At 61.5% G+C, this 25,458-nt stretch carries 24 protein-coding genes and 1 pseudogene; 17 read left to right on the top strand and 8 right to left on the bottom strand.

The annotated features are described in order from the left end of the window. Positions 1–54 precede the first annotated feature (54 nt). Entirely contained in the window at positions 55–645 is a 591-nt protein-coding gene (locus A7X77_RS06330; RefSeq protein WP_064682133.1) for an NUDIX domain-containing protein, read from the bottom strand. Beyond that, positions 642–2,846 carry a molybdopterin-containing oxidoreductase family protein gene (locus A7X77_RS06325; RefSeq protein WP_064682132.1) on the bottom strand — a complete coding sequence of 735 codons (2,205 nt, stop codon included), beginning with the start codon at positions 2,844–2,846 and terminating at the stop codon, positions 642–644. The genes A7X77_RS06330 and A7X77_RS06325 overlap by 4 nt, the downstream gene beginning before the upstream one ends. A 16-nt stretch (positions 2,847–2,862) precedes the next feature. Here A7X77_RS06325 and A7X77_RS06320 point away from each other — a divergent pair, with 16 nt between their 5' ends. Continuing rightward, entirely contained in the window at positions 2,863–3,732 is an 870-nt protein-coding gene (locus A7X77_RS06320) for a 23S rRNA (adenine(2030)-N(6))-methyltransferase RlmJ (RefSeq protein ID WP_064682131.1), read from the top strand. Positions 3,733–3,889: 157 nt separating this feature from the next. After that, the gene (locus tag A7X77_RS06315; RefSeq protein WP_064682130.1) at positions 3,890–4,486 is read left to right on the top strand and encodes a glutathione S-transferase family protein; all 597 of its coding nucleotides are present in this window, start codon (positions 3,890–3,892) and stop codon (positions 4,484–4,486) included. Between the two features lie 96 nt (positions 4,487–4,582). On the opposite strand, the gene A7X77_RS06310 is transcribed toward A7X77_RS06315, so the two are convergent. Next, positions 4,583–5,218: an outer membrane protein gene (locus A7X77_RS06310; RefSeq protein WP_064682129.1), complete on the bottom strand. Its 636-nt coding sequence runs from the start codon at positions 5,216–5,218 to the stop codon at positions 4,583–4,585. Positions 5,219–5,583: 365 nt separating this feature from the next. Here A7X77_RS06310 and A7X77_RS06305 point away from each other — a divergent pair, with 365 nt between their 5' ends. The 5 genes from A7X77_RS06305 to A7X77_RS06280 all read left to right on the top strand — a co-directional run bounded on the left by A7X77_RS06305 (position 5,584) and on the right by A7X77_RS06280 (position 10,130). After that, positions 5,584–6,351: an SDR family oxidoreductase gene (locus A7X77_RS06305; RefSeq protein ID WP_064682128.1), complete on the top strand. Its 768-nt coding sequence runs from the start codon at positions 5,584–5,586 to the stop codon at positions 6,349–6,351. After that, entirely contained in the window at positions 6,348–8,387 is a 2,040-nt protein-coding gene (gene uvrC / locus A7X77_RS06300) for an excinuclease ABC subunit UvrC (RefSeq protein WP_064682127.1), read from the top strand. The genes A7X77_RS06305 and uvrC overlap by 4 nt, the downstream gene beginning before the upstream one ends. Before the next feature lie 162 nt (positions 8,388–8,549). Then, positions 8,550–9,140, top strand: a complete 591-nt coding sequence (gene pgsA, locus A7X77_RS06295) for a CDP-diacylglycerol--glycerol-3-phosphate 3-phosphatidyltransferase (RefSeq protein ID WP_064682126.1) — start codon at positions 8,550–8,552, stop codon at positions 9,138–9,140. Next, complete coding sequence (gene moaD, locus A7X77_RS06290; RefSeq protein ID WP_064682125.1) at positions 9,137–9,391, top strand: molybdopterin converting factor subunit 1; 255 nt, start codon at positions 9,137–9,139, stop codon at positions 9,389–9,391. The genes pgsA and moaD overlap by 4 nt, the downstream gene beginning before the upstream one ends. Before the next feature lie 277 nt (positions 9,392–9,668). Further along, positions 9,669–10,130 (top strand): molybdenum cofactor biosynthesis protein MoaE, encoded by a 462-nt coding sequence (locus A7X77_RS06280; protein ID WP_064682123.1) that lies wholly within the window; start codon positions 9,669–9,671, stop codon positions 10,128–10,130. 101 nt (positions 10,131–10,231) lie between these two features. On the opposite strand, the gene A7X77_RS06275 is transcribed toward A7X77_RS06280, so the two are convergent. Then, positions 10,232–11,128, bottom strand: coding sequence for a branched-chain amino acid ABC transporter permease (locus A7X77_RS06275; protein ID WP_064682122.1), 897 nt, complete (start codon positions 11,126–11,128; stop codon positions 10,232–10,234). 65 nt (positions 11,129–11,193) lie between these two features. On the opposite strand from A7X77_RS06275, the gene A7X77_RS06270 reads away from it, so the two are divergent. Beyond that, positions 11,194–11,739, top strand: a complete 546-nt coding sequence (locus tag A7X77_RS06270) for a CGNR zinc finger domain-containing protein (protein ID WP_064682121.1) — start codon at positions 11,194–11,196, stop codon at positions 11,737–11,739. Beyond that, positions 11,736–12,239, top strand: a complete 504-nt coding sequence (locus A7X77_RS06265) for a hypothetical protein (RefSeq protein WP_064682120.1) — start codon at positions 11,736–11,738, stop codon at positions 12,237–12,239. The genes A7X77_RS06270 and A7X77_RS06265 overlap by 4 nt, the downstream gene beginning before the upstream one ends. Before the next feature lie 436 nt (positions 12,240–12,675). On the opposite strand, the gene ndk is transcribed toward A7X77_RS06265, so the two are convergent. Together ndk and A7X77_RS06255 are read right to left on the bottom strand one after the other, a co-directional pair. Continuing rightward, positions 12,676–13,098 (bottom strand): nucleoside-diphosphate kinase, encoded by a 423-nt coding sequence (ndk, locus tag A7X77_RS06260; RefSeq protein ID WP_011424805.1) that lies wholly within the window; start codon positions 13,096–13,098, stop codon positions 12,676–12,678. Between the two features lie 81 nt (positions 13,099–13,179). After that, a pseudogene (locus tag A7X77_RS06255) lies at positions 13,180–13,870 on the bottom strand (glutathione S-transferase family protein). Positions 13,871–14,008: 138 nt separating this feature from the next. Here A7X77_RS06255 and A7X77_RS06250 point away from each other — a divergent pair. The 7 genes from A7X77_RS06250 (at position 14,009) to A7X77_RS06225 (ending at position 22,474) form a co-directional block, all read left to right on the top strand. Next, a complete protein-coding gene (locus A7X77_RS06250) occupies positions 14,009–14,518 on the top strand; it encodes a DinB family protein (protein WP_064682119.1) in 510 nt (169 codons plus the stop codon). 142 nt (positions 14,519–14,660) lie between these two features. Continuing rightward, the gene (locus A7X77_RS06245; protein ID WP_064682118.1) at positions 14,661–15,707 is read left to right on the top strand and encodes a GGDEF domain-containing protein; all 1,047 of its coding nucleotides are present in this window, start codon (positions 14,661–14,663) and stop codon (positions 15,705–15,707) included. A gap of 109 nt (positions 15,708–15,816) precedes the next feature. Beyond that, the gene (locus tag A7X77_RS06240) at positions 15,817–17,700 is read left to right on the top strand and encodes an ABC-F family ATP-binding cassette domain-containing protein (protein ID WP_064682117.1); all 1,884 of its coding nucleotides are present in this window, start codon (positions 15,817–15,819) and stop codon (positions 17,698–17,700) included. 128 nt (positions 17,701–17,828) lie between these two features. After that, a complete protein-coding gene (locus A7X77_RS06235; protein WP_064682116.1) occupies positions 17,829–18,671 on the top strand; it encodes a polysaccharide deacetylase family protein in 843 nt (280 codons plus the stop codon). A 77-nt stretch (positions 18,672–18,748) separates the two neighbouring features. After that, the gene (locus tag A7X77_RS31980; RefSeq protein WP_245293712.1) at positions 18,749–19,045 is read left to right on the top strand and encodes a hypothetical protein; all 297 of its coding nucleotides are present in this window, start codon (positions 18,749–18,751) and stop codon (positions 19,043–19,045) included. 346 nt (positions 19,046–19,391) lie between these two features. Then, on the top strand, positions 19,392–21,455 hold the full coding sequence (locus A7X77_RS06230; RefSeq protein WP_348626284.1) for a prolyl oligopeptidase family serine peptidase: 2,064 nt from the start codon (positions 19,392–19,394) through the stop codon (positions 21,453–21,455). A gap of 92 nt (positions 21,456–21,547) precedes the next feature. Continuing rightward, positions 21,548–22,474 carry a Gfo/Idh/MocA family protein gene (locus A7X77_RS06225; RefSeq protein ID WP_064682114.1) on the top strand — a complete coding sequence of 309 codons (927 nt, stop codon included), beginning with the start codon at positions 21,548–21,550 and terminating at the stop codon, positions 22,472–22,474. Between the two features lie 56 nt (positions 22,475–22,530). Here A7X77_RS06225 and A7X77_RS06220 read toward each other — a convergent pair whose 3' ends face one another. Both A7X77_RS06220 and A7X77_RS06215 read right to left on the bottom strand, forming a co-directional pair. Next, positions 22,531–22,980, bottom strand: a complete 450-nt coding sequence (locus A7X77_RS06220; RefSeq protein ID WP_064682113.1) for a DNA polymerase III subunit chi — start codon at positions 22,978–22,980, stop codon at positions 22,531–22,533. Then, positions 22,980–24,470 carry a leucyl aminopeptidase gene (locus A7X77_RS06215; RefSeq protein WP_064682112.1) on the bottom strand — a complete coding sequence of 497 codons (1,491 nt, stop codon included), beginning with the start codon at positions 24,468–24,470 and terminating at the stop codon, positions 22,980–22,982. Before A7X77_RS06215 ends, A7X77_RS06220 begins: the two co-directional genes overlap by 1 nt. Before the next feature lie 144 nt (positions 24,471–24,614). Between A7X77_RS06215 and A7X77_RS06210 the strand changes: the two genes are divergently transcribed. After that, positions 24,615–25,388, top strand: coding sequence for a phosphatase PAP2 family protein (locus tag A7X77_RS06210; protein ID WP_064682111.1), 774 nt, complete (start codon positions 24,615–24,617; stop codon positions 25,386–25,388). Positions 25,389–25,458 lie beyond the last annotated feature (70 nt).

The following is a 25,458-nucleotide window of genomic DNA, read 5'->3' as shown; positions in this document are numbered from 1 at the left end:
CATGCGGGAGCCGTCATAGGTGCAACCGGGACGTTGCCCCGAGACCTCCGACCGTTATCCAATCCTGTTCCTGTTCAATGCCGCCCATTGCAGAAGCATGATCGTCTTGGCGTCGAAAATCTCGCCGGTCTCGATCATCCGGGCGGCATCGTTGAGCGGGATTTCGAGAACTTCGATATCCTCGTGCTCCTCGTCCAGGCCGCCGCCTTCGGCGACGCGATCGTCGGTGTCGATGAGGGCCGCGAAGAAATGGACGACTTCGGTGATCGCACCCGGCGACATATAACATTTGAACAGGAAGCGCGCCTCGCGCAGGCGATAGCCGGTCTCCTCCATCGCCTCGCGGCGGATGGCCGCCTCGGGATGATCGTCGTCGAGCAGGCCGGCCGGCACTTCGATCATCCAGGCGGGATCGCCGTTCAGATGCACGGCAAGGCGGAACTGGCGGACGAGAACGACGAGGTCGCGTTTGGGATCATAGAGCAGGATGCAGGCGGCGGGCGTACGGTGGTAGACCTCCCGCTTCAACTGCTGGGTCGCGCCCTTGCGATCGATGTAATCGAGCAGATAGCTGCTCAACCGCGTCCAGCCATTCGACAGCGTTTGCTCGCTGACGATCTTCATGCGTGATTTCGGCTGCGTCATACTGTGTCCTTGCGAAGCCAGACCTTGTTGTCGTGTACGGCCGCGCCGCCATAGGGCGCAACGGGGTCGGCGCCGGTCAGAACGTTGATGCCCTCGCCGTCGACATGCGCCTTGTTCGGCCAGAGGCCCTCGGCGATCAGCACGCCCGGCTTGACCTCGGTGGTGATGCGGGCATGGATGCGAAGATCGCCGCGGCCGTTGCCGATGCGGACAAGATCGCCGTGGGAAATGCCGTTGGCCTCGGCATCGGCCGGATTGATCATCACTTCGGGACGGCCTTCCTTCTGGCGCGACGTCTTGGTTTCGGAAAAGCTCGAATTGAGGAAGTTGCGGGCCGGCGACGTGGCGAGCCGGAAGGGATGATCGGGATCGGCGACTTCGATGACATCGACCTGATCGGGGAAGACAGGCAACTCCCCATGCGGTCCGAGCGCGCCGACCGCCGCCGGCGGCTTGTTCGGCGCCGGCTGGTTGATCCAGTCCGGTCGGAAGTGGAATTTGCCGTCAGGATGAGCAAAACCGTTGAGGAAATGCGCGTCCTCGAAAACCGGCTGGCGATCGAACCATTTGTGTTCGAGGAAGTGATCGTAATCCGGCAGATCGCTCGATTTCAGGATGCGGTCGACCATTTCGCGGGCGGTGAAGCCGAAGCCGGGGCGATCGGCGACGCCGAGGCGCTTTGCCAGTTCCTCGATGACGAAGAGGTTGGTGCGCACGGTTGGCGGCGGCTCGACCAGCTTCGGCCCGAGCAGGATATGGTTCTGGCCGCCGGCCCGATAGATATCGTCATGCTCGACGAACATCGTCGCGGGAATGACGATATCGGCGATCTCGGCCGTTTCGGTCATGAATTGCTCATGCACGGCGACGAACAGGTCGTCGCGGGCAAAGCCGCGTCTGACCAAGCGCTGCTCGGGGGCGATGTTGGCAGGATTGGTGTTCTGGATCAGCATTGCCGTCACCGGGCCGCGATGGCGCAGCGCCACCGGATCGCCGGTCAGTACCCGGCCGATCTGCGACTGATCGAGCATGCGGATATCGGCATCCTTCATCGAGCGGCCGGTCAGTTCCGCATTGTTCATGCGGAAGATATCGCTGTTGGAATGGAAGGCGCCGCCGCCCTCATATTGCCAGGAACCGAGCACGGTGGCGACCGAGGCAGCCGCATGCATCGCGACCGCGCCGTTGCGCTGGCGGGTGAAGCCATAGCCCAGGCGGAAAAAGGTCTTCTTCGTCGTGCCGACGAGGTGGGCGAAGGCTTCGATCTCCTCGACCGAAAGGCCGGTGATCTCGGCCGCCCAATGCGGCGTCCTGGATTTCAGATGCGTTTCGAGACCGGCGGGATCATCGGCATATCTCGCCATGTAATCTCGGTCGGCATAGCCGTCGCGGAAGGCGATGTGCATGACGGCGCAGGCCAGTGCCGCGTCGGTGCCGGGCTTGACGATCAAGGCCATGTCGGCTTGCTTCATTGTCGGATTGTCGTAGATGTCGATGACGACGATCTTGGCGCCGCGTTCCTTGCGCGCCTTGATGGCGTGGGTCATCACATTGACCTGGGTCGAAACCGCATTGGTGCCCCAGATGACGACGCAATCGGTGCGGCCCATTTCGCGCGGGTCGGGGCCGCGCAGCACGCCGGTCGCCATGGTGAAGCCGGTCCAGGCCGGATTGGTGCAGATCGACGAGAAGAAACCGGAATAGCGCTTGGCGTGGCGCAGACGGTCGATCGAATCGCGCTGCACCCAGCCCATGGTGCCGGCATAGAAATAGGGCCAGATCGCCTCGCTGCCGTCCCGTGCCTCGGCCTTGACGAAGGCTTCGGCGATCTCGTCCAGCGCCTCGTCCCAGGAGATCTGCTGCCATTGCCCTGCCCCCTTGGCACCGCTGCGGCGCAAGGGATGCAACAGCCGGTCGGGATGGTAGAGACGTTCGGCATAACGGGCGACCTTGGCGCAGATGACGCCCGCGGTGTAGGAATGATCATTGGCGCCGCGCACCCGGCCGATGCGGCCATCCTCAGATAGTTCGACCTCCAGCGCGCAGGTGGAGGGACAGTCGTGCGGACAGGCCGTGTGGCCCAGCCTGGTGTCCGGCTTCGGGGATTTGGCGTCGATGGGGGTCGCAATGTTCATGGCATTTGTATATTCCAAGGCTTGAATGGCCAAAAGCCAGAAAAACTCCCCATGACGCGAATTCATACGGACATCAGCGAAAATGAACTACCGCCACATCTACCACGCGGGCAACTTTGCCGATGTGCTGAAACATGCCGTGCTGGCGCGGCTGATCCGCTACATGCAGAAGAAGGAAGGGGGATTCCGCGTGCTCGACACGCATGCCGGCATCGGGCTCTACGACCTTTCCTCCGAGGAGGCGCAGAAAACCGGCGAATGGCTCGAGGGCATCGGCAAGCTGATGGAGGCCGACCTCGGACCGCAGGTTTCCGAGCTGCTGGAGCCCTATCTCTCAGCAATTCGCGAACTCAATCCCGAGGGCGGCGTCCGCTTTTATCCCGGATCGCCGAAACTGGCGCGCATGCTGTTCCGGCCGCAGGACCGGCTGTCGGCGATGGAGCTGCACCCCGAAGACTTTGCCCGCTTGCATCGGCTGTTCGAAGGCGATCACCATGCCCGCATCACCGAACTCGACGGCTGGCTGGCGCTCGGTGCGCATCTGCCGCCAAAAGAAAAGCGCGGCATCGTGCTCGTCGATCCGCCCTTCGAGGAAGAGGACGAATATCAGCGTCTGGCCAAGGGGCTGGAGAGGGCCTATCGGCGCTTTCCCGGCGGCACCTACTGCCTGTGGTATCCTGTGAAGAAGGGCGCCCCGATCAAGGAATTCCACGAGACGCTGCAGTCGCTCGACATTCCGAAAATGCTCTGCGCCGAACTGACCGTGCGCAGCGATCGCGGCATGACAGGACTGACGGGCTCCGGCCTCATCATCGTCAATCCGCCTTTCACGCTGAAGGACGAGCTGCATCAGCTGCTGCCGGCGCTGAAAGACCATCTGGCGCAGGACCGTTTCGCCTCGCACCGCGCCTTCTGGCTGCGCGGCGAGAACAAGACGGTGAAGGACGATTGACCGGGCGATTCGCTTCGGGAATAGTCCGCCCCTGAAGCGTTCGCATGAAACTTGCTCATCCGATGCGCTTTAGTTCCTTGTTTATGCATGTCGCCGTCCCAAAACCGCTGTACACTTTTGGGCGACATGCATTGGCCCACAATCCATCAGGTGTCCCATGAAGCTTCTTTGGTCGCCCTCGTCGCCCTATTCCAGCAAGGTGCGGATGGCCGCGCATTTTCTGGGTCTGAAGCTGAACGAAATCCGGGTCGACACGAATACCGCGCCGGCGATCCTGATGGAAAGCAATCCGCTCGGCAAGATCCCGACGCTTCTGACCGACGACGGCGCATCGGTCTTCGACAGTGTGGCGATCATGCACTATTTCGACCGGCTGGCGAAGGGCAAGCTCTATCCTTCCAAGAAGGGCAAACGCACCGACGCGGAAGTCCTGGAGGCGCTTTCAGACGGCATCTGCGATTGCCTTCTGGCGATCATCTACGAGCGCCGCTTCCGCGATGACGAAAAGGTTCACCAGCCCTGGATCGACCGGCAATGGAAGAAGGCGACGAGCGGGCTTGCTCATCTCAGCGCCAATCTCCCGAAATCGGCCAAGAAACTCCACGGCGGACATCTCGCGCTCGCCGCCACGCTCGGCTATCTCGATCTGCGATTCAAGGGCCAGTGGGAAGCCGATCATGCGCCGCTCATCGACTGGCTGGTGCAGTTCGAAAAGAAATTTTCGGCCTATCAAGAGCTCAAGCCCAGCGTATAGTCCGAAAACCGGGTGGCGCGCCTGCAAACAACGAGCAGATAGTAAAAAGCCGGGCGAAATGCCCGGCTTCTTCATGTTTGGATGCTTCTGTTCGGCTTAGAACTTGACGCCGATACCGAGCTTGACGCTGTTCTCGTCGTAACCGCGCGAGAAGCTGCCGGAGTCGAGGTCGTAATCCTTGCTCTGATAATCGGTGTAGCGATATTCCAGGCGCGTCGTGATGTTGTTGGTCACGAAGGCTTCAACGCCGGCGCCGACCGTATAGCCGTAGGCCGTCTTGCTTTCGTCCGAGGTGTCGTCGGAGACCTTGATGTTGCCGAGGGCAAGACCGGCGGTACCGTAGAGCAGGAAGGGGTTCATGTCGTAGCCGACGCGGCCACGGACGGAGCCGTTCCAGCCATACTTGTTCTTGACGCCACCCGAGGAAACGTCGTCGCCGCTGTAGCCGAGGTCGGATTCAACGCCGTAAACGATCTGGCCCTGCTGCCAGTTGTAGCCGGTGAAGACCTGGCCGCCGAAACCATAGGTGTGGCGGTCGGAACCGAAGTCACCCATGTTGTAGGTGCCGGCGCCACCGAGGTAGAAGCCCTCCCAGTTGCCGGCCGGCTTGACCGGGGCGTCCTGGGCGACTGGTGCTTCCGGAACCTGATCGACGGCATCGGCCGCCTGAGCTGCCGAGACGCCGGCGATTGCAAAAGCAGAGGCCATAAGGCCAGCAATGAGTACACGCATACTTTTCTCCTTTCAGTCCCGCGCCGCTTTTCATCTGTCTATCAGCGAAGCATTGGCGGGGAAATTGCCAGATGTCCCTTCCGGATCGAGACTGAAATTGAAACTGAAATGCGGATTTGAAAGAGCCAAATTGTGATATCATTGTGGCTGCCACATGGCCGAAATTCGATGTTGCTTAAGCGCAACATACACTTCATTAACCATACCGAAGTGTTAAACTTAAAATACTTATTTTAAGAAATCGCATTCTTAAATAATACATAGAATATCAGGGCAACGAAGGCAACTGCAGCGGCCTATTTATATAATCGCCCCGGCCACCTATATAGTCTGCCAACAGACTCGCGGGATCAGAAGGCAAGATTTTGAACCATAAAGGACTTCGCGCGGCCCTCATAACCGGGGCTGCCAAGAGAATAGGCCGGGCAATCGCCGAAGACCTTGCTGCACATGGCTTTTCCGTCGCCATCCATGCGAACGGCTCCGTCGGCGAAGCCGAAGAGCTGGCGGCGGAATTGCGGCGGAAGGAGTATCGGGCGATCGCCCTCAAGGCCGACCTTACCGATATCGGCGAAACCAGCGAACTGATAAAAAGAACGTCGGAAGCACTCGGTCCGATCGACCTGCTGGTCAACAATGCCTCTATCTTCCGCCAGGATTCGGCCCGCGGTTTCGACGCGGAAGCATGGGCGCAGCATTTCGATATCCATGTGCGCGCGCCCTCGATTCTTGCCGCAGCCTTTGCCGAGCAGTTGCCTGACGAAACGACCGGACTGATCGTCAACATCATCGACCAGCGCGTCTGGGCGCTCAATCCGGGCTTCTACTCCTATACGCTCTCCAAGGCGGCGCTCTGGACGGCGACGCAGACGATGGCACAGACCTTTGCGCCGAAGCTGCGCGTCAACGCCATCGGTCCCGGCCCGACGGTGCGCAGCGCGCGGCAATCGGAAGAGGACTTCCAGGCTCAGATCGACGGGCTTATCATGAAGGCAGGGCCGGGATTCGGCGAGTTCGGACAAACGATTCGCTTCCTCTTCGACACGCCCTCGATCACCGGCCAGATGATTGCCCTCGACGGCGGCCAGCACCTCGCCTGGCAGACGCCCGACGTGGCGGAGATTACGGAATGAACGGACGAAAGCTGCTGGATGGCGGCGTTCTCTACGACGATACGGATGAGAGCGAAGACGATATCGAGGTGGAAGGCGAGGTTTCCGTCGCCCCTCTTGCGGCAGCCGTCGACTGGAACGCCGGCAGCCTCAACGAGACAGGACTCATCGGCGCGGAACTGATCGGTGAATTCGTCAAGCGGCTGCCGAACAGCCCCGGCGTCTACCGCATGTTCAATGCCGAAGGCGACGTGCTTTATGTCGGCAAGGCGCGCAGCCTGAAGAAGCGCGTCGGCAATTACGCCGTCGGCCGCGTACATTCCAACCGCATTGCCCAGATGGTGCGGCAGACTGCGAACATGGAATTCGTGACGACGCGCACGGAAACCGAAGCGCTGCTCTTGGAAGCGAATCTGATCAAACGCTTGCGGCCGCGCTTTAACGTGCTGCTGCGCGACGACAAGTCGTTTCCCTATATTCTGATCACCGGCGATCACCGGGCGCCGGCGATTTTCAAGCATCGCGGCGCCAGGGCGCGAAAGGGTGATTACTTCGGGCCCTTCGCTTCGGCCGGCGCGGTCGGACGGACGATCAATTCACTGCAACGAGCCTTCCTGATCCGCACCTGCACCGACAGCGTCTTCGAAACGCGAACCCGCCCCTGCCTGCTCTACCAGATCAAACGCTGTTCCGGGCCCTGCACCCACGAGGTCAGCGACGAGGGTTACGCCGAACTGGTGCAGGAGGCGAAGGATTTCCTTTCGGGCAAAAGCCAGAAGGTGAAGTCGCACATGGCCGAAGCCATGAACCAGGCGGCCGAGGACCTCGACTTCGAGCGGGCGGCGATCTACCGCGATCGCCTGGCGGCACTTTCGCATGTGCAGAGCCACCAGGGCATCAATCCTGCTGGAGTCGAGGAGGCGGACGTTTTCGCCATCCATCACGAAGGCGGCATCTCCTGCATCCAGGTGTTCTTCTTCCGCACCGGCCAGAACTGGGGCAACCGCGCCTATTTCCCGAAGGCCGATCCGCAGCTTTCCAGCGCCGAAGTGCTGAATGCTTTTCTGGCGCAGTTCTATGACGACAAGCCGGTGCCGAAGCAGATCATGCTGTCGGAGACGGTCGAGGAACTGGAGCTGCTCGCCGCGGCGCTCAGCGAAAAGGCCGGCCACAAGGTGTCGATCCTGGTGCCGCGGCGCGGCGAAAAGCGCGATCTCGTCGACCATGTCGTCGGCAATGCACGTGAGGCGCATGGGCGAAAACTTGCCGAGACCGCGTCGCAATCACGGCTGCTCGAGGGCTTCAAGGACACCTTCGGACTTGCCTATGCGCCGCAGCGCATCGAGATCTACGACAACTCGCACATCATGGGCACCAATGCCGTCGGCGGCATGGTGGTGGCGGGGCCGGAAGGCTTCGTGAAGAACCAGTACCGCAAGTTCAACATCAAATCGACCGACATCACCCCGGGCGACGACTTCGGCATGATGAAGGAGGTGATGACACGGCGGTTCTCGCGGCTGATCAAGGAGGAAGGCATTCCCGACCGGACGGCGCAGGCAGCGGTCGCCGACGCCGCCGACATGCCCTTCCCGGCCTGGCCCGATGTGATCCTGATCGACGGCGGCCAGGGGCAGATGACGGCGGTGCGCGCCATCCTCGCCGAGCTCGGCATCACCGACAGCGTCATCGCGATCGGCATCGCCAAGGGTGTCGACCGCGATGCCGGGCGCGAACGCTTCTTTCCGCCGGGGCGCGAGAGCTTCACGCTGCCGCCGCGCGATCCGGTGCTCTACTTCATCCAGCGCATGCGCGACGAGGCGCATCGTTTCGCGATCGGCTCGCACCGAGCGCGGCGCAAGAAGGAAATGGTCAAGAACCCGCTCGACGAGATCGGCGGCATCGGCCCGTCGCGCAAACGGGCGCTGCTGCAGCATTTCGGCACGGCGAAGGCAGTTTCGCGCGCCGCTCTGTCCGACCTGATGGCGGTAGAAGGCATTTCGGAGGCCGTTGCCCGGCAGGTCTACAACCATTTCCACGACGACGCCGCGAAATAACCGCCGTCCGTCGCAAATTCCACGCAAAGGAGGCGAAAAGACAGAAAGAATGTTGACGGTCTACGATCAAAGCCGTCATCTACGGCATCGGCCCGAAAATCGGAATCGATTTTCGTCAAGACGCGCGACGCTATCGCGGCGCATCAATTAGAGAAACGATCCATGGCATCGCGTGCGTACAGTCTTCCCAACCTTCTGACTTACGGTCGCATCCTTGCCGTGCCGGTGATCGTCCTCTGCTTTTTCATAGAGGGCAGGCTGTCGATCAGCAATACGGCCCGCTGGGTGGCGCTGTGGATCTTCATCATCGCCTCGCTCACCGATTTCCTCGATGGTTACCTCGCCCGTATCTGGAACCAGACGTCGAATATCGGCCGCATGCTCGATCCGATCGCCGACAAGCTGCTGGTCGCCTCGATCCTTCTCTTGGTCGCGGCTGACCAGACCATCGCCGGCTGGTCGATCTGGGCGGCGATCACCATTCTCTGCCGCGAGATACTGGTGTCCGGCCTGCGTGAATATCTGGCGGCGCTGAAGGTCAGCGTGCCCGTGACACGGATCGCCAAGTGGAAGACGACGCTGCAGCTCGTCGCCATCGCCTTCCTGCTCGCAGGCCCTGCCGGCGACGAGATTTTCCCCTATACGACGCAGACCGGTATCGCGCTATTGTGGATCGCCGCATTGCTGACCATCTATACCGGCTATGATTATTTCCGCGCCGGGTTGAAACATATCGTGGATGACGAGGAATGACGCGACTTGTCTATTTCGCCTGGGTGCGCGAGCGCATCGGCAAGGGTGAGGAGGAGATCGACCTCCCCTCCTCCGTCGTCACCGTCGCCGATCTTCTGAATCATTTGAAGACGCTGGGCGAAGAATATCAGGCCGCACTTCAATATCCCGAGGTGATCCGGGTGGCGCTCGACATGGAGCATGTCGAGCATGACGAGCCGATATCCGGCGCCCGCGAGATCGGGATTTTTCCGCCGATGACGGGGGGGTGAAGTCCGGTCTGTCTGGGCTTTGGAAAAGTGACATGGGTAGCACTGCATCTCCCTCTCCCTCCCTCATTCCTGTCCTCGGGCTTGACCCGCGGGATGTCACCGGAATCCAGCCACGGCGCGTCTGCGCCGTGAATAACTCACTTGCTTTGAAAGAGTCTCTTGCGCCCAAGGACTTGGGCGCACTGGATTCCTGTGACATCCCTCGGTTCAAGCCCGAGGACAGGAATGAGGGAGCTTGGGGATTCGGCGGGACACCAAAGCAGCGGAGGACTTCGCTGTGAACATATCTCCCACCATTCGCGTCCAACGCGAAGACTTCGACCTTCAGACCGAGATCGACCACCTCTCCAAAGGCAAGCCTGGCGTCGGCGCGGTCGTCACCTTCTCCGGCCTCTGCCGCGATGACGGCGGCATGCTCGCCGCTCTCGAACTCGAACATTACCCCGGCATGGCCGAAGCCGAGATGAGCCGCATCGGCGCACTCGCCATCGCCCGTTTCGGGCTGCTCGGGCTGACCGCCATCCATCGCTACGGCAGGATCGCCGTGAATGAAAATATTGTGCTGGTCGTCGCGGCCGCGCCGCACCGGCAGGCGGCGTTCGATGGCGCCAACTTCGTCATGGATTTCCTGAAGACCACGGCTCCTTTCTGGAAGAAGGAGCACGGCAAGGACGGCGCCGCCGGCGACTGGGTCGCGGCGAAAGATGCCGACGATGCAGCACGCGACAAGTGGAAATAAATCAGCGCATTTCCTGATTGTCCGAGCGACGGAAATGCGCTGCTCTTCTTGTCTTACGCAATTCCGGACGCAAAACCGCTGCGCACTTCTGCTGGAATTGCTCAGAGCACCACACGCTCTCTGCGGCTCATGACCAGCAATAGGACGAGCAGCGAGAAGATGACGAGATCGCGCCAGACGAAGGGGCCGTACGCGCCCCACAGGGTTTCGACGACGGCAAGCCCGGCGGCGCCGCCGGCCGAGCGCAGCGGATCGGAATAGCCGCCGACAGCGGCGATCAGCAGCACTTTCAGCCCGAACATCAGGCCGGCGCCGAAATCCATCGAGCCGTAATAAAAGGTGGCGAGGATGCCGCAGATCGTGGCGACCAGGGCGGCGGCCGCATAGGCGACAAGGAAAACGCGGCTGGCGCTGGTGCCGCAGAGCTCGGCGGCCAGCGGATCGTCGGTGACCGCACGCCAGATGCGGCCCCAGGCGGTACGCCTGAGGATCAGCGCACCCACCGCGACGATGGCCGCCATCAGCACCGTGTCGATCAGCTGGATATAGGTGAGGGTCACCTTGAACGGGCCGTCGCTCCAGAAGACCACCGTGTCGTTCAGAAACGGCGGCAGCCAGATCGCCCTTGTATCTGCGGCGAGCCGGGCGGTCTCCATCAGCACGATCATGATGCCGAGGGCAGCGACGATGACCGTATTCGGCGACGTCCTGACCAGTGGCAGCATGATCGAACGGCCGATCCAGATGCCCGCCGCCAGCGAATAGATCATCGCGGCACACGCGCCGACCACAAGCGCCGCGGGCAGCACCAGCCAGAAACGGTTGAAGGCGAGCTCGGTGAAAAGCAGCAGGATCTGTCCGGAAAAGGCGAAGATCGCCCCATAGGTGATGTCGGCCCGTTTGGTGACGCCGAAGGCGACGGCATAACCGAAGGCGAGCGCGGCATAGAGAGCGGCAAGCGGAACCGCATTCGCCAGCTGCTGCAGAAGGTAGGCCATTCCAGATCCTCCGGATCCGATAAAATATAACTGGCAAAAAGCATTTAGCCAGTTATATTTTCATCATGAGCTTTTCATGGACCCCTCACCGCTTTGCCGGCGGCGCCTTGGCGCTCGATGTCGCCAACAGCGTCGTTCTGCGCCACGACGCAGCGCGGCGGATCGATCGCTTTGCGGCCAGCGACCAGATGCGGAGCTTTTCACGGGCCGCCGCCGAATTCTGCGCCGAACGCGCCCTGTTCGGTGACATCGCGCCGGTGCCGGCGGAAAAGGCGGCGGATTTCATCGCGCTGCGGGAAGCGATCGACCTCTATTTCCGCAAGCGTATACTCGATGGCGCTGACGACCGGTTGCTGGCCGGGCTGCTGGATGCGATGGCGAAGGTGCTGCGCGAAGCAAACCCTGGCAGCGTGGCGGCGGCGACCGCCCATTCGGTGCTGCGGCTGATCGCCATTCCCGATCCGGCGCGCATGAAGATCTGCGGCAATTGCGGCTGGCTGTTCATCGACCGCAGCAAGAACAGGAGCCGGGCCTGGTGCGACATGGCGGTCTGCGGCAACCGCGCCAAGGCGAACCGGCACTACCGCCGCAAGAAGGAGGAAATCCCATGAGGAAACATCTGATCGTCACAGCGGCGGCAATCGGCCTCCTGCTGTCCGCCTGCCAGCGCCAGGCGGAAAACCTGGTCGAGGTCACCGGCCATCTTTTCGTCTTCAACTATCGGGTGGCGAGCGCCACCTATCTGCTGACGCTGAAGAAGACCGGTCCCATTCCCGATGGCTCGGTCATCATCGCCGAATTTGAAAATCCTCAAGGCGGCGCGCCGCTGGTGGTGAACCAGAAAATCTACCCGATCGACGATAAGATCGCGCTGCAGAGCGAAAGCCTGCATTGCGTGCGCAAGGACCGTCCCTATTCCGTCAGCATCCGGCTGGTCGACGAGGACGGTAAGGTGCTGCAGGAATTGAAGACGCAGTTCCGCTCCGACCTCGACCAGACCGTGCTGCCGAGCAAGCCGCTCGTCGTGGGTGCGTTTTATGACAAGAACCCGGAGGTCTTCAAGCCGGACGGCAGCGTCGATTTCTCGAATACCGACAAATGCCCGGCCTAGAGCCTTTCCTGGTTAAATTGAAGCATTCTGTTGGCTCAAACGGAGTCGGATGGGCGACCGGCCGGCACGCGTCGTAGCCAAGCTCTACGGCCAAGCCGGCCGGTCGATCAGCCGGCCCGTTTCAGCCAACCCTCCCGCAGATTTGCCTGGCAAATCTGCAAGACTGAAAATCGCCGGACGCACTGATCGCTTCGCCATGGCGAAGCGGTGCGGCCGGTGGGCCGGGCATCTCTAGCCAGGATCAGAGGCGATCGGCTCGGACGTACCTTGGGGTATGCCCATCGCCAATCGCCTCTGCCCTGACGAAAACCTGCTCCGGCAGAAAGCTTCAATCTAACCAGGAAAGGCTCTAGAACCGGAATAGAAAAGCCGGAGCGAAGGCCCCGGCTTTCGAGAGTGAATTCAAGGTATTGGAAGGGAATGCCGACCTATGGCCTCAGCCGACGATCTCGGTGTCGGAGAACCAGTACTTGATTTCCTGGGCAGCGGTTTCCGGAGCGTCCGAGCCGTGAACCGAGTTTTCGCCGATCGACAGCGCGTGAACCTTGCGGATCGTGCCTTCAGCAGCGTTTGCCGGGTTGGTCGCGCCCATGATCTCGCGGTTCTTGAGGATGGCGCCTTCGCCTTCCAGGACCTGGACAACGGTCGGGCCGGAGGTCATGCCTTCGACGAGTTCGCCGAAGAAGGGACGATCCTTGTGAACGGCATAGAAGCCTTCAGCTTCGCGGCGGCTCATCCAGACGCGCTTGGAGGCGACGACGCGCAGGCCGGCATCTTCGAGCATCTTGGTGATGGCGCCCGTCAGGTTGCGCTTGGTTGCGTCCGGCTTGATCATCGAGAAGGTGCGTTCAATCGCCATAGTCAAATCCTCTGTTTTCTCGGGAAAAGTGGGCGGTCTTTACCCGCCCCAACGCCCGAAAACAAGAGGCCAGAGGCAATTTCACGCCGCTGTCACAGTCCGGCCGCGGCTTTCATGAAGATCGAGGCAGCGTTCGAACCAGACCATAACTGGATCGTCGGCGGCCAGCATGGCAAGGCCGGTGCAGACGCGCAGCCATTGCAGCGCGCCGAACACGATATAGTCGGCAAAGAGCGGCGTCTCACCGCCGATGAAGGGCTGGAACTTCAGCATGTGCCGGAGCGGCTCCAGCTTGGCACCGAAGGCGGCTTTCTCCGCCTCGCTGTCAGCGGCAATGACGTCGAACGATTTGCCAAGACGAGCCTCGCGGCTTTCGCGGAAATAGGCCTTGTCCCCCTCGTCGAGGATCGCATGGATGTCGAGAAGCCCGATCCGCATGATCGCCGGATGGATGATCATCTGCGAATAGCCCTCCACCATGCGCGACAGCGCCTTGCCGCCCTCGCCGTTGAAGAGCGACGGCCGCTCCGGATAGGGCCTCCTCCAGATAGAGAGCGATGGCGAAACTGTCGGGGATCAGCCGGCCGTTGTCGTCGAGGACGGGCAAGGTCGGCGAGACACCGCCGCCGATTTCGCGGATGCGGGCGTAGGTCGTCGGAATCTCTTCGAAATCGAGCCCCTTATGCGCCAGTGCCATCACCGCCTTCCAGCAATGGGGCGAAAAGAAGCGCCGCTCATCGGCGCCGCAGAGGGAATAGAGAGCTCTGGTCATGACAGTCCTTTCGAGATCGCAACTCCCTGCATTCGACGACAGAACGCGCCTGCGATCAAATCAGGAAATTTCATGGCGTCATCACTGCGATTTCTGCGGAAGCAAGCTAGATTGCCCTTCCCAAGACAGGAGGAGCGCATGCTCAGGCAATACAGAATGTTCGCCGCCTATAATCGCTGGGCCAATGCCCAGGTCTATGCGGCGGCGGCCGAACTCAGCGATGCGGAATTCCGCAGCGACCGCGGCGCCTTCTTCGGCTCGCTGCATCGAACCCTCAACCACCTGCTCGTTGCCGACCGAATATGGATGAAGCGCTTTACCGGCACCGGTGAGGCGCCGACGAGCCTCGATGCCGTGCTTTTCGAGGCGTTCGATGCACTTGCCGTTGCGCGCAAGGCAGAGGACGAGCGGATCATCGCCTGGACGGGTACGCTCGACGAGACAAGCCTTGCTGCCAACTTTACCTACTCGCCGGTGAGCCAACCGATCGTGATGACCCAGCCGCTGTGGACCGCGCTCTCGCATCTCTTCAACCACCAGACCCACCATCGCGGCCAGTGCCACATGACGCTGACGGCGCTCGGCAAGCCGAGCCTCGGGCTCGACCTGATCTATTTCCTGCGCAGCGAGGGCCGCGAGTGGATGTGAGCGTCTCGGCGTCAACAGGGCATTAACCGCCTTTACCGGTTGGCCCTGGAATCCAGCGCTTCCCATCCAGAGATTCAGCCTCTTTTAAAAGCTTGCGGGCATAGCGGAATGACGGAAAGGGCCGGGGCCGCGAGGGATCGTCATGCCGAATGCAAGCGCAAACGCACTGGTGCCGCGCGAGACGCGCCCTGGGCCGATCGCGGACATCCAGAAGATCGCCCAGCACATGGCGCGTCTCAACGTCGCCGGGCTGCCGCGCAATTACGAGCTCTTCCATGAGGCGATCGTCGGGCTCAACGGAGGCCTCGCACAGGATATCGCCGCCCTCGGACCTCACCCGCAACAAGCGATGCTCGACGAACTCGGGCTGAAATACCGCCTCGTCGGCCATTGTGGGCTGGCGGGCGAGACGTCACGGAACGAGGCGAGCCGGTTGCTGCGCGAGGTGGCGGAGAGGCTTGCCGAAGGGCTGCGGCACCGCGACGCGTTCGCGCGCGCCTGCGACACGATCCTGAAATCCGTCTCCGGTCATGAAGACCAGAGCCTTGCCGCCTTCATCGGCGAGCTCGACTATCTCTCGGCCTCGCTGACGAGCGTGTCGGCGGCGGAGATGCAAATCGGCGCCAGGCTGGCGGATGACATCAAGAGGCTGGAAACGCTCGAGCGCGGCATTTCGGCGATGCAGGCGGCCGCCGTCGCCGACAGGATCACCGGACTTCCCAATCGCATCGCACTCAACCGCGTGGTCGCCGACCTCTACGAGCGTGAAGAGGGTGCCGCCGGCAGTGCGCTCGTCATGGTCGATGTCGACAATTTCACCGATCTCAATGAGAGATATGGCACGCCGGCAGGCAACAAGCTCCTGAAGAAGCTCGCCGGTCTCTTCCAAAAGTCGGTCAAGAAGAACGACTTCGTCGCCCGCACCGAGGCGGACGAATTCGCCCTGCTGTTTTCCAATGTCTGCATGCAGGATGCGATGGCGATTGCCGAGCGTCTGCGCACCTCCGTCGAAGACAATCTGGTCTTCGCGACCTCAGACAAGGGTGGTAGCGGCAGGCTGACCATCTCGGTCGGCGTGGCGCTCAGCACGGACGCGGCAACACCAGGGCAATTGCAGGCCAACGCCCGCGTCGCCCTTCTCGCCGCTCAATCGAACCCTCGCCAGCCGGTGCAGGCCTTCGGCCGCTGAGGCGGATTCGATCTCTTGCGGCGGATAAGAGGCTTGCAGGGCGGGCAAGCAAGCTGACCGGCGCCAAGCGCTCTTGCCTTGGCGGGCGCTTTCGGCCAAAACGCCGGCCATGATCACGCTCACCGAAATTTCCGCCCGCATCGCCGGGCGCCTGCTTCTCGACAATGCCAGCCTGTCGCTGCCGTCGGGCACAAAGGCCGGCCTCGTCGGCCGCAACGGCGCCGGTAAATCCACGCTGTTTCGTGTCATTACCGGCGATCTCGGCTCGGAGACCGGGTCGGTTTCGATCCCGAAGGCTGCGCGCATCGGCCAGGTGGCCCAGGAAGCGCCGGGGACCGAGCAGCCGCTGATCGAGATCGTGCTTGCCGCCGACAAGGAACGCGCAGCCCTGCTTGCCGAAGCAGAAACGGCAAGCGATCCGCACCGCATCGCCGAAATCCAGATGCGCCTCGTCGATATCGATGCGCATTCGGCCGAAGCGCGCGCCGCGAGCATTCTCGCCGGCCTCGGCTTCGACAGGGACGCGCAAGCCCGTCCCGCCTCCTCATTCTCCGGCGGCTGGCGCATGCGCGTAGCGCTCGCCGCCGTGCTGTTTGCTGAGCCGGACCTGCTTCTGCTCGACGAGCCGACCAACTATCTCGACCTCGAAGGCACGATGTGGCTGGAGGATTACATCCGCCGCTATCCCCATACGGTCATTATCATCAGCCACGACCGCGATCTCTTGAACAACGCGGTCAATTCCATCGTCCATCTCGACCAGAGAAAGCTCACCTTCTACCGCGGCAATTACGACCAGTTCGAGCGGCAGAAAGCGGAAGCCGACGAACTGCAGACGAAGGCCAAGGCCAAGAACGAGGCGGCGCGCAAACATCTGCAGAGCTTCATCGATCGCTTCAAGGCCAAGGCCTCCAAGGCCCGGCAGGCGCAGTCGCGCGTCAAGGCCCTCGAGCGCATGGGCACGGTTGCGGCCGTCATCGAGGACCACGTACAGCCGATCACCTTTCCCGAGCCCGAAAAGCAACCGGCCTCGCCGATCGTCGCGGTCCAGGGCGGCGCCGTCGGCTACCAGCCGGGCAAGCCGATCCTGAAGAACCTCAATCTGCGCATCGACAATGACGATCGCATTGCCCTGCTCGGTTCGAACGGAAACGGCAAATCGACCTTCGCGAAATTCATCTCCGGCAGGCTTGCCCCGGAGAGTGGCGAAGTGAAGCTCGCACCCTCCCTGAAGATCGGCTTTTTCGCGCAGCACCAGCTCGACGACCTCATCCCTGAGCAGTCGGCGGTGGAGCATGTGCGGCGGCTGATGCCTGGCGACCCGGAGGCCAAAGTGCGCGCCCGTGTAGCCCAGATGGGACTGGCGACCGAGAAGATGTCGACGGCGGCCAAGGATCTTTCCGGCGGTGAAAAGGCCCGCCTGCTGATGGGCCTTGCCGCCTTCCATGGGCCGAACCTGCTCATTCTCGACGAACCGACCAACCATCTCGACATCGACAGCCGCCGCGCACTGATCGAGGCTCTGAACGATTACGAAGGCGCCGTCATCCTGATCTCGCACGACCGTCACCTCATCGAGGCGACGGTCGACCGACTGTGGCTGGTCAACGGCGGCACCGTCACCGCCTTCGAAGGCGATATGGACGAATATCGTGACCTGATCGTCGCCTCCGGCAAAAAAAAAGAAGAAAAGCCGCAGCCGGCTGACGATGCGACCTCCAAGGCCGATCAACGCAAGCTCAATGCGGAGAGGCGCGCTTCGCTGACGCCGCTGAAGAAAAAGATCAACGAAATCGAATCCTTGACGGCGAAGCTGGAGAAACAGATTCAGGCGCTTGACGCGGAACTTGCAAATCCCGCTCTCTACGAGAAAACGCCCGCCAAGGCCGCCGAAAAGGCAAAGCAGCGCGGCGAGGCCGCGGCAAAACTCGCTGCTGCCGAGGAAGAATGGCTGATGCTGTCGTCGGAATACGAAGAGGCGATGGCGGGATAGCCACAATCCCAGTCGAAAGGGCGGCGAAGTGGCGCGCATCACGACAATTCCCGGCGATCTCAACCGATCGTTAACCATAATTCGAAAGGTTGTCTCAACATTCATTACCGATTTGTTGAGCCCTTTCCATGCATCGCTTTTTCGTCCTGGCCTGCATCGCGCTTACGGCCGCCCTCTCCGCCTGCAGCACGACCAGACAAGCCCCCGACACATCGATCAAGACCTCCTCGGTGATTGCCCCCGAGGAGCGCAAACTCGCCTATACCGACGACGAAGCGGCGCCGCGCATGACCGGCTGGCACCATCTGGCTGGACGGACGCTGGAGGTCTCCTCGCTCGCCGATCTCAAGCTGCTGGACAAGGAAGTGATCCTGAGCTTCGACGACGGCCCGATCCCAGGCCGGACCGACGAGGTGCTGGCGATCCTCGACCAGTTCGGCGTCAAGGGCGCCTTCATGATGGTCGGCGCCATGGCCGAGATGCACCCGGCGCTTGCCCGCAAGGTGGCGATGGACGGCAACACGATCGGCAGCCATACCTATGACCATGCCGACCTCAGCTCGCTGAGTTTCGACGCGGCGATGGCGGAGGTGATAAAAGGCCAATTGGCGGTGACCAAGGCGACGGGAAGCGATGTCTCCTTCTTCCGCTTCCCCTATCTTTCCGAGAGCCACAGGCTGCGGGCCGCGATCGCCATGCGCGACATGGTGATCATGGATGTCGACATCGACAGCAAGGACTATTTCACCACGACGCCGGCCTCCGTAACGCAGCGGACGATGGACCAGTTGCACAAGCGCGGCCATGGCATCATTCTCATGCATGACATCCACAAGCGCACGGCGACGATGCTGCCGACCCTGCTGTCGACCCTGGAGGGAGAAGGCTATAAGGTCGTGACCCTGAAGTTCAAAAAGCTCCAGGCGCCGGCCAATCTCGTCGCTTCGGCTGATTTCGTGATGACCCGGTAAGGAATGACCTTAGCCGGCCATTGATTGTACCAGAATGCCTCGTTTTATGGTCGAAGAATTCAAGGAGAAAAAGTGTTTTGTTTCGCTATCTTTGTGGCGCGGTGTTAGCTTTGGTACCGCTCGTTGCCGCCAATGCTGAATCTACAAATTTTTGCAGAAACAGTATCAGGCCGAACGAATCGGTCGAGTTGCGATTCATGGGGCTTGAATACGCGCTGGTCATTCATTTTCTCGCGGAAAGATACTGCGGAGCTGAACCAAAACCGATGCGTCCACGGTTTCTTGGATACATCGAGAAGCAGGGATGCAACCCAGGAACAGAAGCCTACACCGACGTTGGGGCAGCGATCACACGATTGGAGGGCGCCAGCTGAAACTGCTCGCTCAAGACGGCAACCCCAAATTAGCGATGTCCGACCAACAGGTACAGGAATGGGCATCGACTGCTGTGAAAGAGCTTGGGGATGCGACGCGCTGAAAAGAGCTCATAGTGCAGAACTCGGGCAATGAGAGCCTGGTGCGAGCGGCTCTCTGAGGACAATATAGGCCTCGGAAGTCATCTGGTCTGAATGTTGAGCCTGTGCTCTTTCTGCATTTGAAACATAAACCAATCCCTCCGCACCCGTGGCAACGCCTAAGCCACGTGAACAGTCGGAGCATGATGTCGTCCGAAAACCGCTGACGTATATCGGTATTTTGCGCTAGACCTGTGTGACGCCAATAGGAGCCGGCCGATCAGACATGAACCTTCATCTCGAAACGGACGAGGATCCGCGCACCCGCCAGTTCGTCACCGAACGCAATGCGCTTTCGGACGCGGCATTGCGAACCCCGGAATTCGCCAGGGATCGCGACGCCATCAAGACGCTGATCGAGCGACAGGACCGGCTGATCGTGCCGATGCGCCGCGGCGCGTGGCTGTTCGATTTCCGCCAGTCCAAGGACAATCCGCTCGGCGTCTGGCTGCGCCTGCCGGCCGATCAGCAGCCGTTGCCGGAGGCCGATTGGGAGGAGGTCTTCGATCTCGACGCCTTCTGCCTCGGCGAAGGCAAGCGCTGGACCTGGCGCGGCGTCGTCACCTGCCCCTGGGAACCGACGCGCGTGCTGCTCACGCTTTCGGACGGCGGCTCAGACCTTGTCCGCCTGTTCGAATTCGACGCCGAGAGGAAACAGATCGTGACGGGCGGCTTCGATACGCCGGCGGCGCGATCGCATGCCAATTGGCTAAGCCGCGACGAGATCTGCTATTTCGGTTCGATCGACCGATTTTCGGCGACCCGTTCGGGATGGCCGCGCGTCGGTCGGCGATTAAAGCGCGGGCAGCGCCCGGAAGATGCCGCCATCCTCTTCGAAGCCGCCGACGAAGACGTCTATGGCTTCAATCTCGTTATCGACTCTGCCCTGTCGGGCGGCTCGGCGGATGTCGGCTTGATCGACATCTTCGTCGCCGCGCACGAGATCGGTGTCGCCAGCGCCTACCTGATATCCGATGACGGCAGGCAGCGGCGCATCGACCTGCCCAAAGAGGCGGACTTTCAGTTCAACCACGATCACTGCCTCTGGCGGGCAAAGACCGATGAGCGCGTTCCGACAGGCAGCCTGGTGCTGCAGCGCTTCGATCCGAACTCTGAGACAGTTCCGCTCGGGCCGGAGCGGATCTTGTTTCAACCCGGTGAAGGCCAGTCGATCTCGCAGATGATGCTGATGCGCGAGTGGTGCGTGTTCATCGTCTCCGACCGGCTGCGCCCGCGGCTCCTGGTGCTCGACCTGACGAAGCCCGATGCCGAACAGCGGGAAATCGCACTGCCGGCGGATATGCAGACGGCTCATTTCAGGCCGCTCTATGCGGATCTGCATCTCGGCGACGACACGCTCTACATCGTCGGCCAGGGTTTCCTGCAGCCACCCACCTGCTATCGCCTCGAACTCTCCGATCGCAGCAGAGAGCCCGCGCCGGTGTTCAACGCCGTGGCGCCGAGCTATTTCGATGCGACCGGCATGTCGTCCGAGCTGCTGGAGGCGGTTTCCGAAGACGGAACGAGGGTTGCCTATCGGCTGGTCCTGCCGAGACAGTGGACCAAGGGCGCGCTGCCGGTGCTGATCTACGGTTATGGCGGCTTCGACGTTGCGCTGTCGCCGAATTATTCCGGCGTGACAGGTCGCTGGCTTGAGCAAGGCGGCGCCTATGTACAGGCTTATATCCGCGGCGGCGGCGAATTCGGGCCTGACTGGTATCGCAGCGCCAAACGGCAGGGGCGAGACCGGGCCTTTTCCGATTTCGTCGCCATCGCCCGCGATCTCGTCGCCCGCGGCTACACCGTGCCGTCGCGGATCGCCTGCCAGGGCGGCAGCAATGGCGGCCTGCTGACCGGCGTAATGCTGACGCGCTATCCGCACGATTTCGGCGCGATCTGGTGCCAGGTGCCGGTGCTCGATATGACCCGCTTCCACCTGTTCAGCGCAGGGCAGGCCTGGATGGACGAATATGGCGATCCGGAGGTCCAGGTGGATCGGGACTTCATGCTCGGTTATTCGCCGCTTCACAATGTCAGGCCGGCGAGCGAGATCGCCTATCCGCCGATCTATATCGAAAGCTCCACCAATGACGACCGTGTGCACCCCTCGCATGCACGCCGCTTTGCCGCGCGGCTGGAGGAGGAAGGACACAAGCCGCTCTTCCATGAATTCGGCCTCGGCGGACATGGCGGCGACGGCGATTCGCAAGAGCGCGCCGCCCGCGCGGCGATGGGTTACAGCTTCCTTCGCCAGACCATCATGCGATAGGATAATGGAGGAGCAGAGCTTGTCGACGCTCTTCTTTCTGCTAAAAGAAGCTCAATAAATCATACTTTTCATACAAGCCCGAGCGAAGCACCATGTCCCCTATCAATCTCGCCATCGTCGGCGTCGGCAAGATCGTCCGCGACCAGCACCTTCCCTCCATCGCCAACAACCCGGATTTCGAGCTTGTCGCCACGGCAAGCCGTCACGGCACGGTCGACGGCATCAAAAGTTACACCACGATCGACGCCATGCTCGACGCCGAGCCCTCGATCGACGCTGTTTCGCTCTGCATGCCGCCGCAATACCGCTATGAGGCAGCCTATAAGGCGCTCGTCGCCGGCAAGCACGTCTTCCTGGAAAAGCCGCCCGGCGCGACGCTGAGCGAAGTGGCCGATCTCGAGGCGCTTGCCGCAAAGCAGAGCGCGTCGCTCTTTGCCAGCTGGCATTCGCGTTATGCGCCGGCGGTCGAGGCTGCCAAGGCGTTTCTTGCCTCGACGACGATCAAGAGCGTGCATGTGATCTGGAAAGAGGATGTCCGCCACTGGCATCCGAACCAGGAATGGATCTGGCAGGCCGGCGGTCTCGGCGTTTTCGATCCCGGCATCAATGCTCTGTCGATCGTCACCCACATCCTGCCGCGGCCGATCTTCATCACTGAGGCGGTGCTCGAATTTCCCGAAAACCGCGATGCGCCGATCGCCGCCGACATTCATTTCCGCAATGCCGACGGCCTGCCGGTTCGCGCCGAATTCGACTGGCGCCAGACCGGCAAGCAGAGCTGGGACATTGTCGCCGAAACGGCAGCCGGCCAGATGGTGCTTGCCGAAGGCGGCGCCAAGCTTTCGATCAACGGGACGCTGACCTTCGCCGAACCGGAGCAGGAATATCCCTCGCTCTACCGTCGCTTTGCCGAAATCATCAAGGCCGGCAAATCGGATGTCGATCTGGCGCCGCTGCGCCACGTCGCCGACGCCTTCATGCTCGGCAAGCGGAAATTCGTCGAAGCCTTCCACGATTGAGCCACTTGGCGGTCCTTGTCTGTCAGCCCGACGGCAAGGACCATCCTGAGGCCTGCTCAGGCCTTCTTCTCCCATCGTCCTTCCGGCGTCTGCTGCCAATAGGTGAGGTTATGCCCCTCGCCTTTCAGCCTCTTCCATTGCGCGCGCGCCGCTTCCAGTTGCTCCTGATCGTGACCGTCGAACATGAAGACGATGCGCTCGTAAGAGGCTGCCGGCGGCGGCTCGGCGCCGTCGACAATGAAACGCACCGTCGCCGCATTGGGGTTATCTGGCGTGACCGTCAAAAGCACCGGCTGGCTTTCGGCGAAATCGGCCTCGTCGGTGCCGTGCGGCAGGAAGCTCTCTTCGCGGAACGTCCAAAGGTGCGCATCGAGCGCATCGCGCCGCGCCGGCTCACGCGTCTGGACGGCGACGCGCCAGCCGCGCTCAACGCTCTTGTCGATGAGCGGCGGAAGCGCGTCTTCCAGCCTTGTTTCGGTCAGATGATAGAAGAGAATGTCGGTCATTAGGATTCATAGTGGGCGCGGACGAGCTCGTCGAGCAGGCGCACGCCGAAGCCCGATCCCCAGGATTGGTTGATCTCATCCTGTGGCGAGCCCATCGCCGTGCCGGCGATATCGAGATGCGCCCAGGGCGTGTCCTGCACGAAACGCTTGAGGAAATGTGCTGCCGTGATCGAGCCGGCCTGCCGGCCGCCGGTGTTCTTCATGTCGGCGAATTTGCTGTCGATCAGCTTGTCGTAATCCTTGCCGAGCGGCATGCGCCAGAGTTTCTCGTTGGTCGAAAGGCCGGCCGCCGTCAGCTGGCCGGAAAGCTCATCGTCATTGGAGAACAGACCGGCATGCACATTGCCGAGTGCCACGACGATCGCGCCGGTCAGGGTGGCGAGATTGACCATGAACTGCGGCTTGAAGCGATCATTGCAATACCAGAGCGCGTCGCAGAGCACGAGGCGGCCCTCGGCATCGGTATTGATCACCTCGATCGTCTGGCCGGACATGGAGGTGACGATGTCACCGGGACGCTGGGCGTTGCCATCAGGCATGTTCTCGACCAGGCCGATGATGCCGACGGCATTGACTGTCGCCTTGCGGGAGGCGAGCACATGCATCAGGCCGGTTACGGCGGCGGCGCCGCCCATATCGCCCTTCATGTCTTCCATGCCGGCGGCCGGCTTGATCGAAATGCCGCCGGTATCGAAGACGACGCCCTTGCCGATGAAGGCGATCGGACGATCCTTGCCCTTGCCGCCCTTCCACTGCATGACCGCCAGGCGCGGCGGGCGCACGGAACCCTGGGCAACGCCGAGTAAGGCGCCCATGCCCAGACGGCGCATTTCCTTCTCCGTCAGGATTTCCACGTCGACCCCGAGCTTTTCCAGCTCCTTTGCCCTGGCGGCGAATTCGACGGGGCCAAGTGCATTCGGCGGCTCGTTGACAAGGTCACGGGCAAGATTGACGCCGCCTGCGATCGCTTCGGAATCGGAAAATGCCTTCTTGGCGCCCGTCGCATCGGCGGTGACGATCGTCACCTTGACGGATTTCGCCGGCTTCTCCTCGTCGTCATTCTTCTTTGTCTTATAGGCGTCGAAGCTGTAGCCCCGCAGCAGCATGCCGAGCGCAAAATCAGCGACCGCACGCGTGTCCGTCGTCAGGCCGGGCACGTCGAGGAAGATGGCAGCCTTGTCGGTATTCTTGATTTTCGATGCCGCAGCACCGCCGGCCTTCAGCCAGTCATGGGCGGTAAGTTCGGCCGCCTTGCCAAGACCGAGAACGACGATGCGCTCGACCAGTGCGCCTTCCGGGGCGACGATATCGAGCGCGGCCATGGATTTTCCGGAGAATCGCGCGATCTTCGCAGCCTTGGCGATCACCCCTGCCGGATCCGCCGTTTCAGCACCTGCGGCGCCGTCGGCCTCCGCAGTCTTCAACAGGATCGCCAGCCCGCCATGGAGCTTCGCCGACTTCGAGAATGAAATTTCAAACTTTGCTGACATGTCTTCTCCGCTGGGATTCTCTGAAATCCGTCCCTGGCGGATAATTTCGCGTTTGTCGGGTCTGTCAATGGCTTGCGACACTTGATATGGTCGCCCGCGGCCGTCCAGGCCCACATGTTTTCGTCAGTTTCGTAGATATTCGCGTTGACAGTTTTTTCGAAAAATCGATGGCGGGGCCTGGCGATCCGCCTGCCGAAGACGGCTTTCGGTGCATTCATGCTGCTGTTCTGGACGTGGTGGGGGCTGCTTGCCGTCTTTCGCGCCTTCCCCGGGATCGACATCTATTTTTCCCAGCTTTTTTTCGTGAGCACCGATTGTGAGGCGACGGCCGCTGCCGGAAGCATCTGCGGCGGCTTTCCCTATCGCGACTCGGGGGACTTCGACCTGCTGCGCACCATCTTCTTCCGCCTCCCCTATGTCGTGGCGATCGTGATGGTGTGGAAACTCATCGAATGTTACCAGCAGCACGGCGCAACCTTCAACGCCGAGCGGGCGCGCAAGCTCAAAGTCGCCCTGGGAACCCTGCTGATCGGGCCGGTGCTGCTCGTCAATGTCATCCTGAAGGAACATTGGGGCCGGCCGCGGCCGGTGCAGACGGATATTTTCGGCGGCGCCCTGCATTTCGTCGAGGCCGGTTCGCTTGCCGGCAAATGCGTATCCAACTGCTCCTTCGTCTCCGGCGAGGCGGCGAGCGCCGGCTGGCTGCTCTGCCTGCTGCTCTTCGTTCCGAAATCGCTGCGCTACGTACTGGTACCGCCCGTCGTTGCGATCTCGATCCTGACGCCGGCCATGCGGCTATCCTTCGGCGCGCATTACCTCTCCGACGTGACGCTCGGATGGCTGTCCTCGCTTGTCGTCTTCGCAGCGCTGCTGGCGTTAACTGAGTCGCAACAGAGCCAAAAAAATTCTGAAATTTGAATGAATTTTTGACACCTGCTTGTCGCAAAAGCGCGACAAAGAGCGTAGAGGGATTCTCCTGCAAGCCGTT

This window comes from Rhizobium bangladeshense (assembly GCF_001662075.1).
In the GTDB taxonomy this organism is placed as follows: Bacteria; Pseudomonadota; Alphaproteobacteria; order Rhizobiales; family Rhizobiaceae; genus Rhizobium; species Rhizobium bangladeshense_B.
The sequence above is the reverse complement of the archived record's forward strand: the minus strand, read 5'-3'. Positions and strand labels throughout refer to the sequence as shown.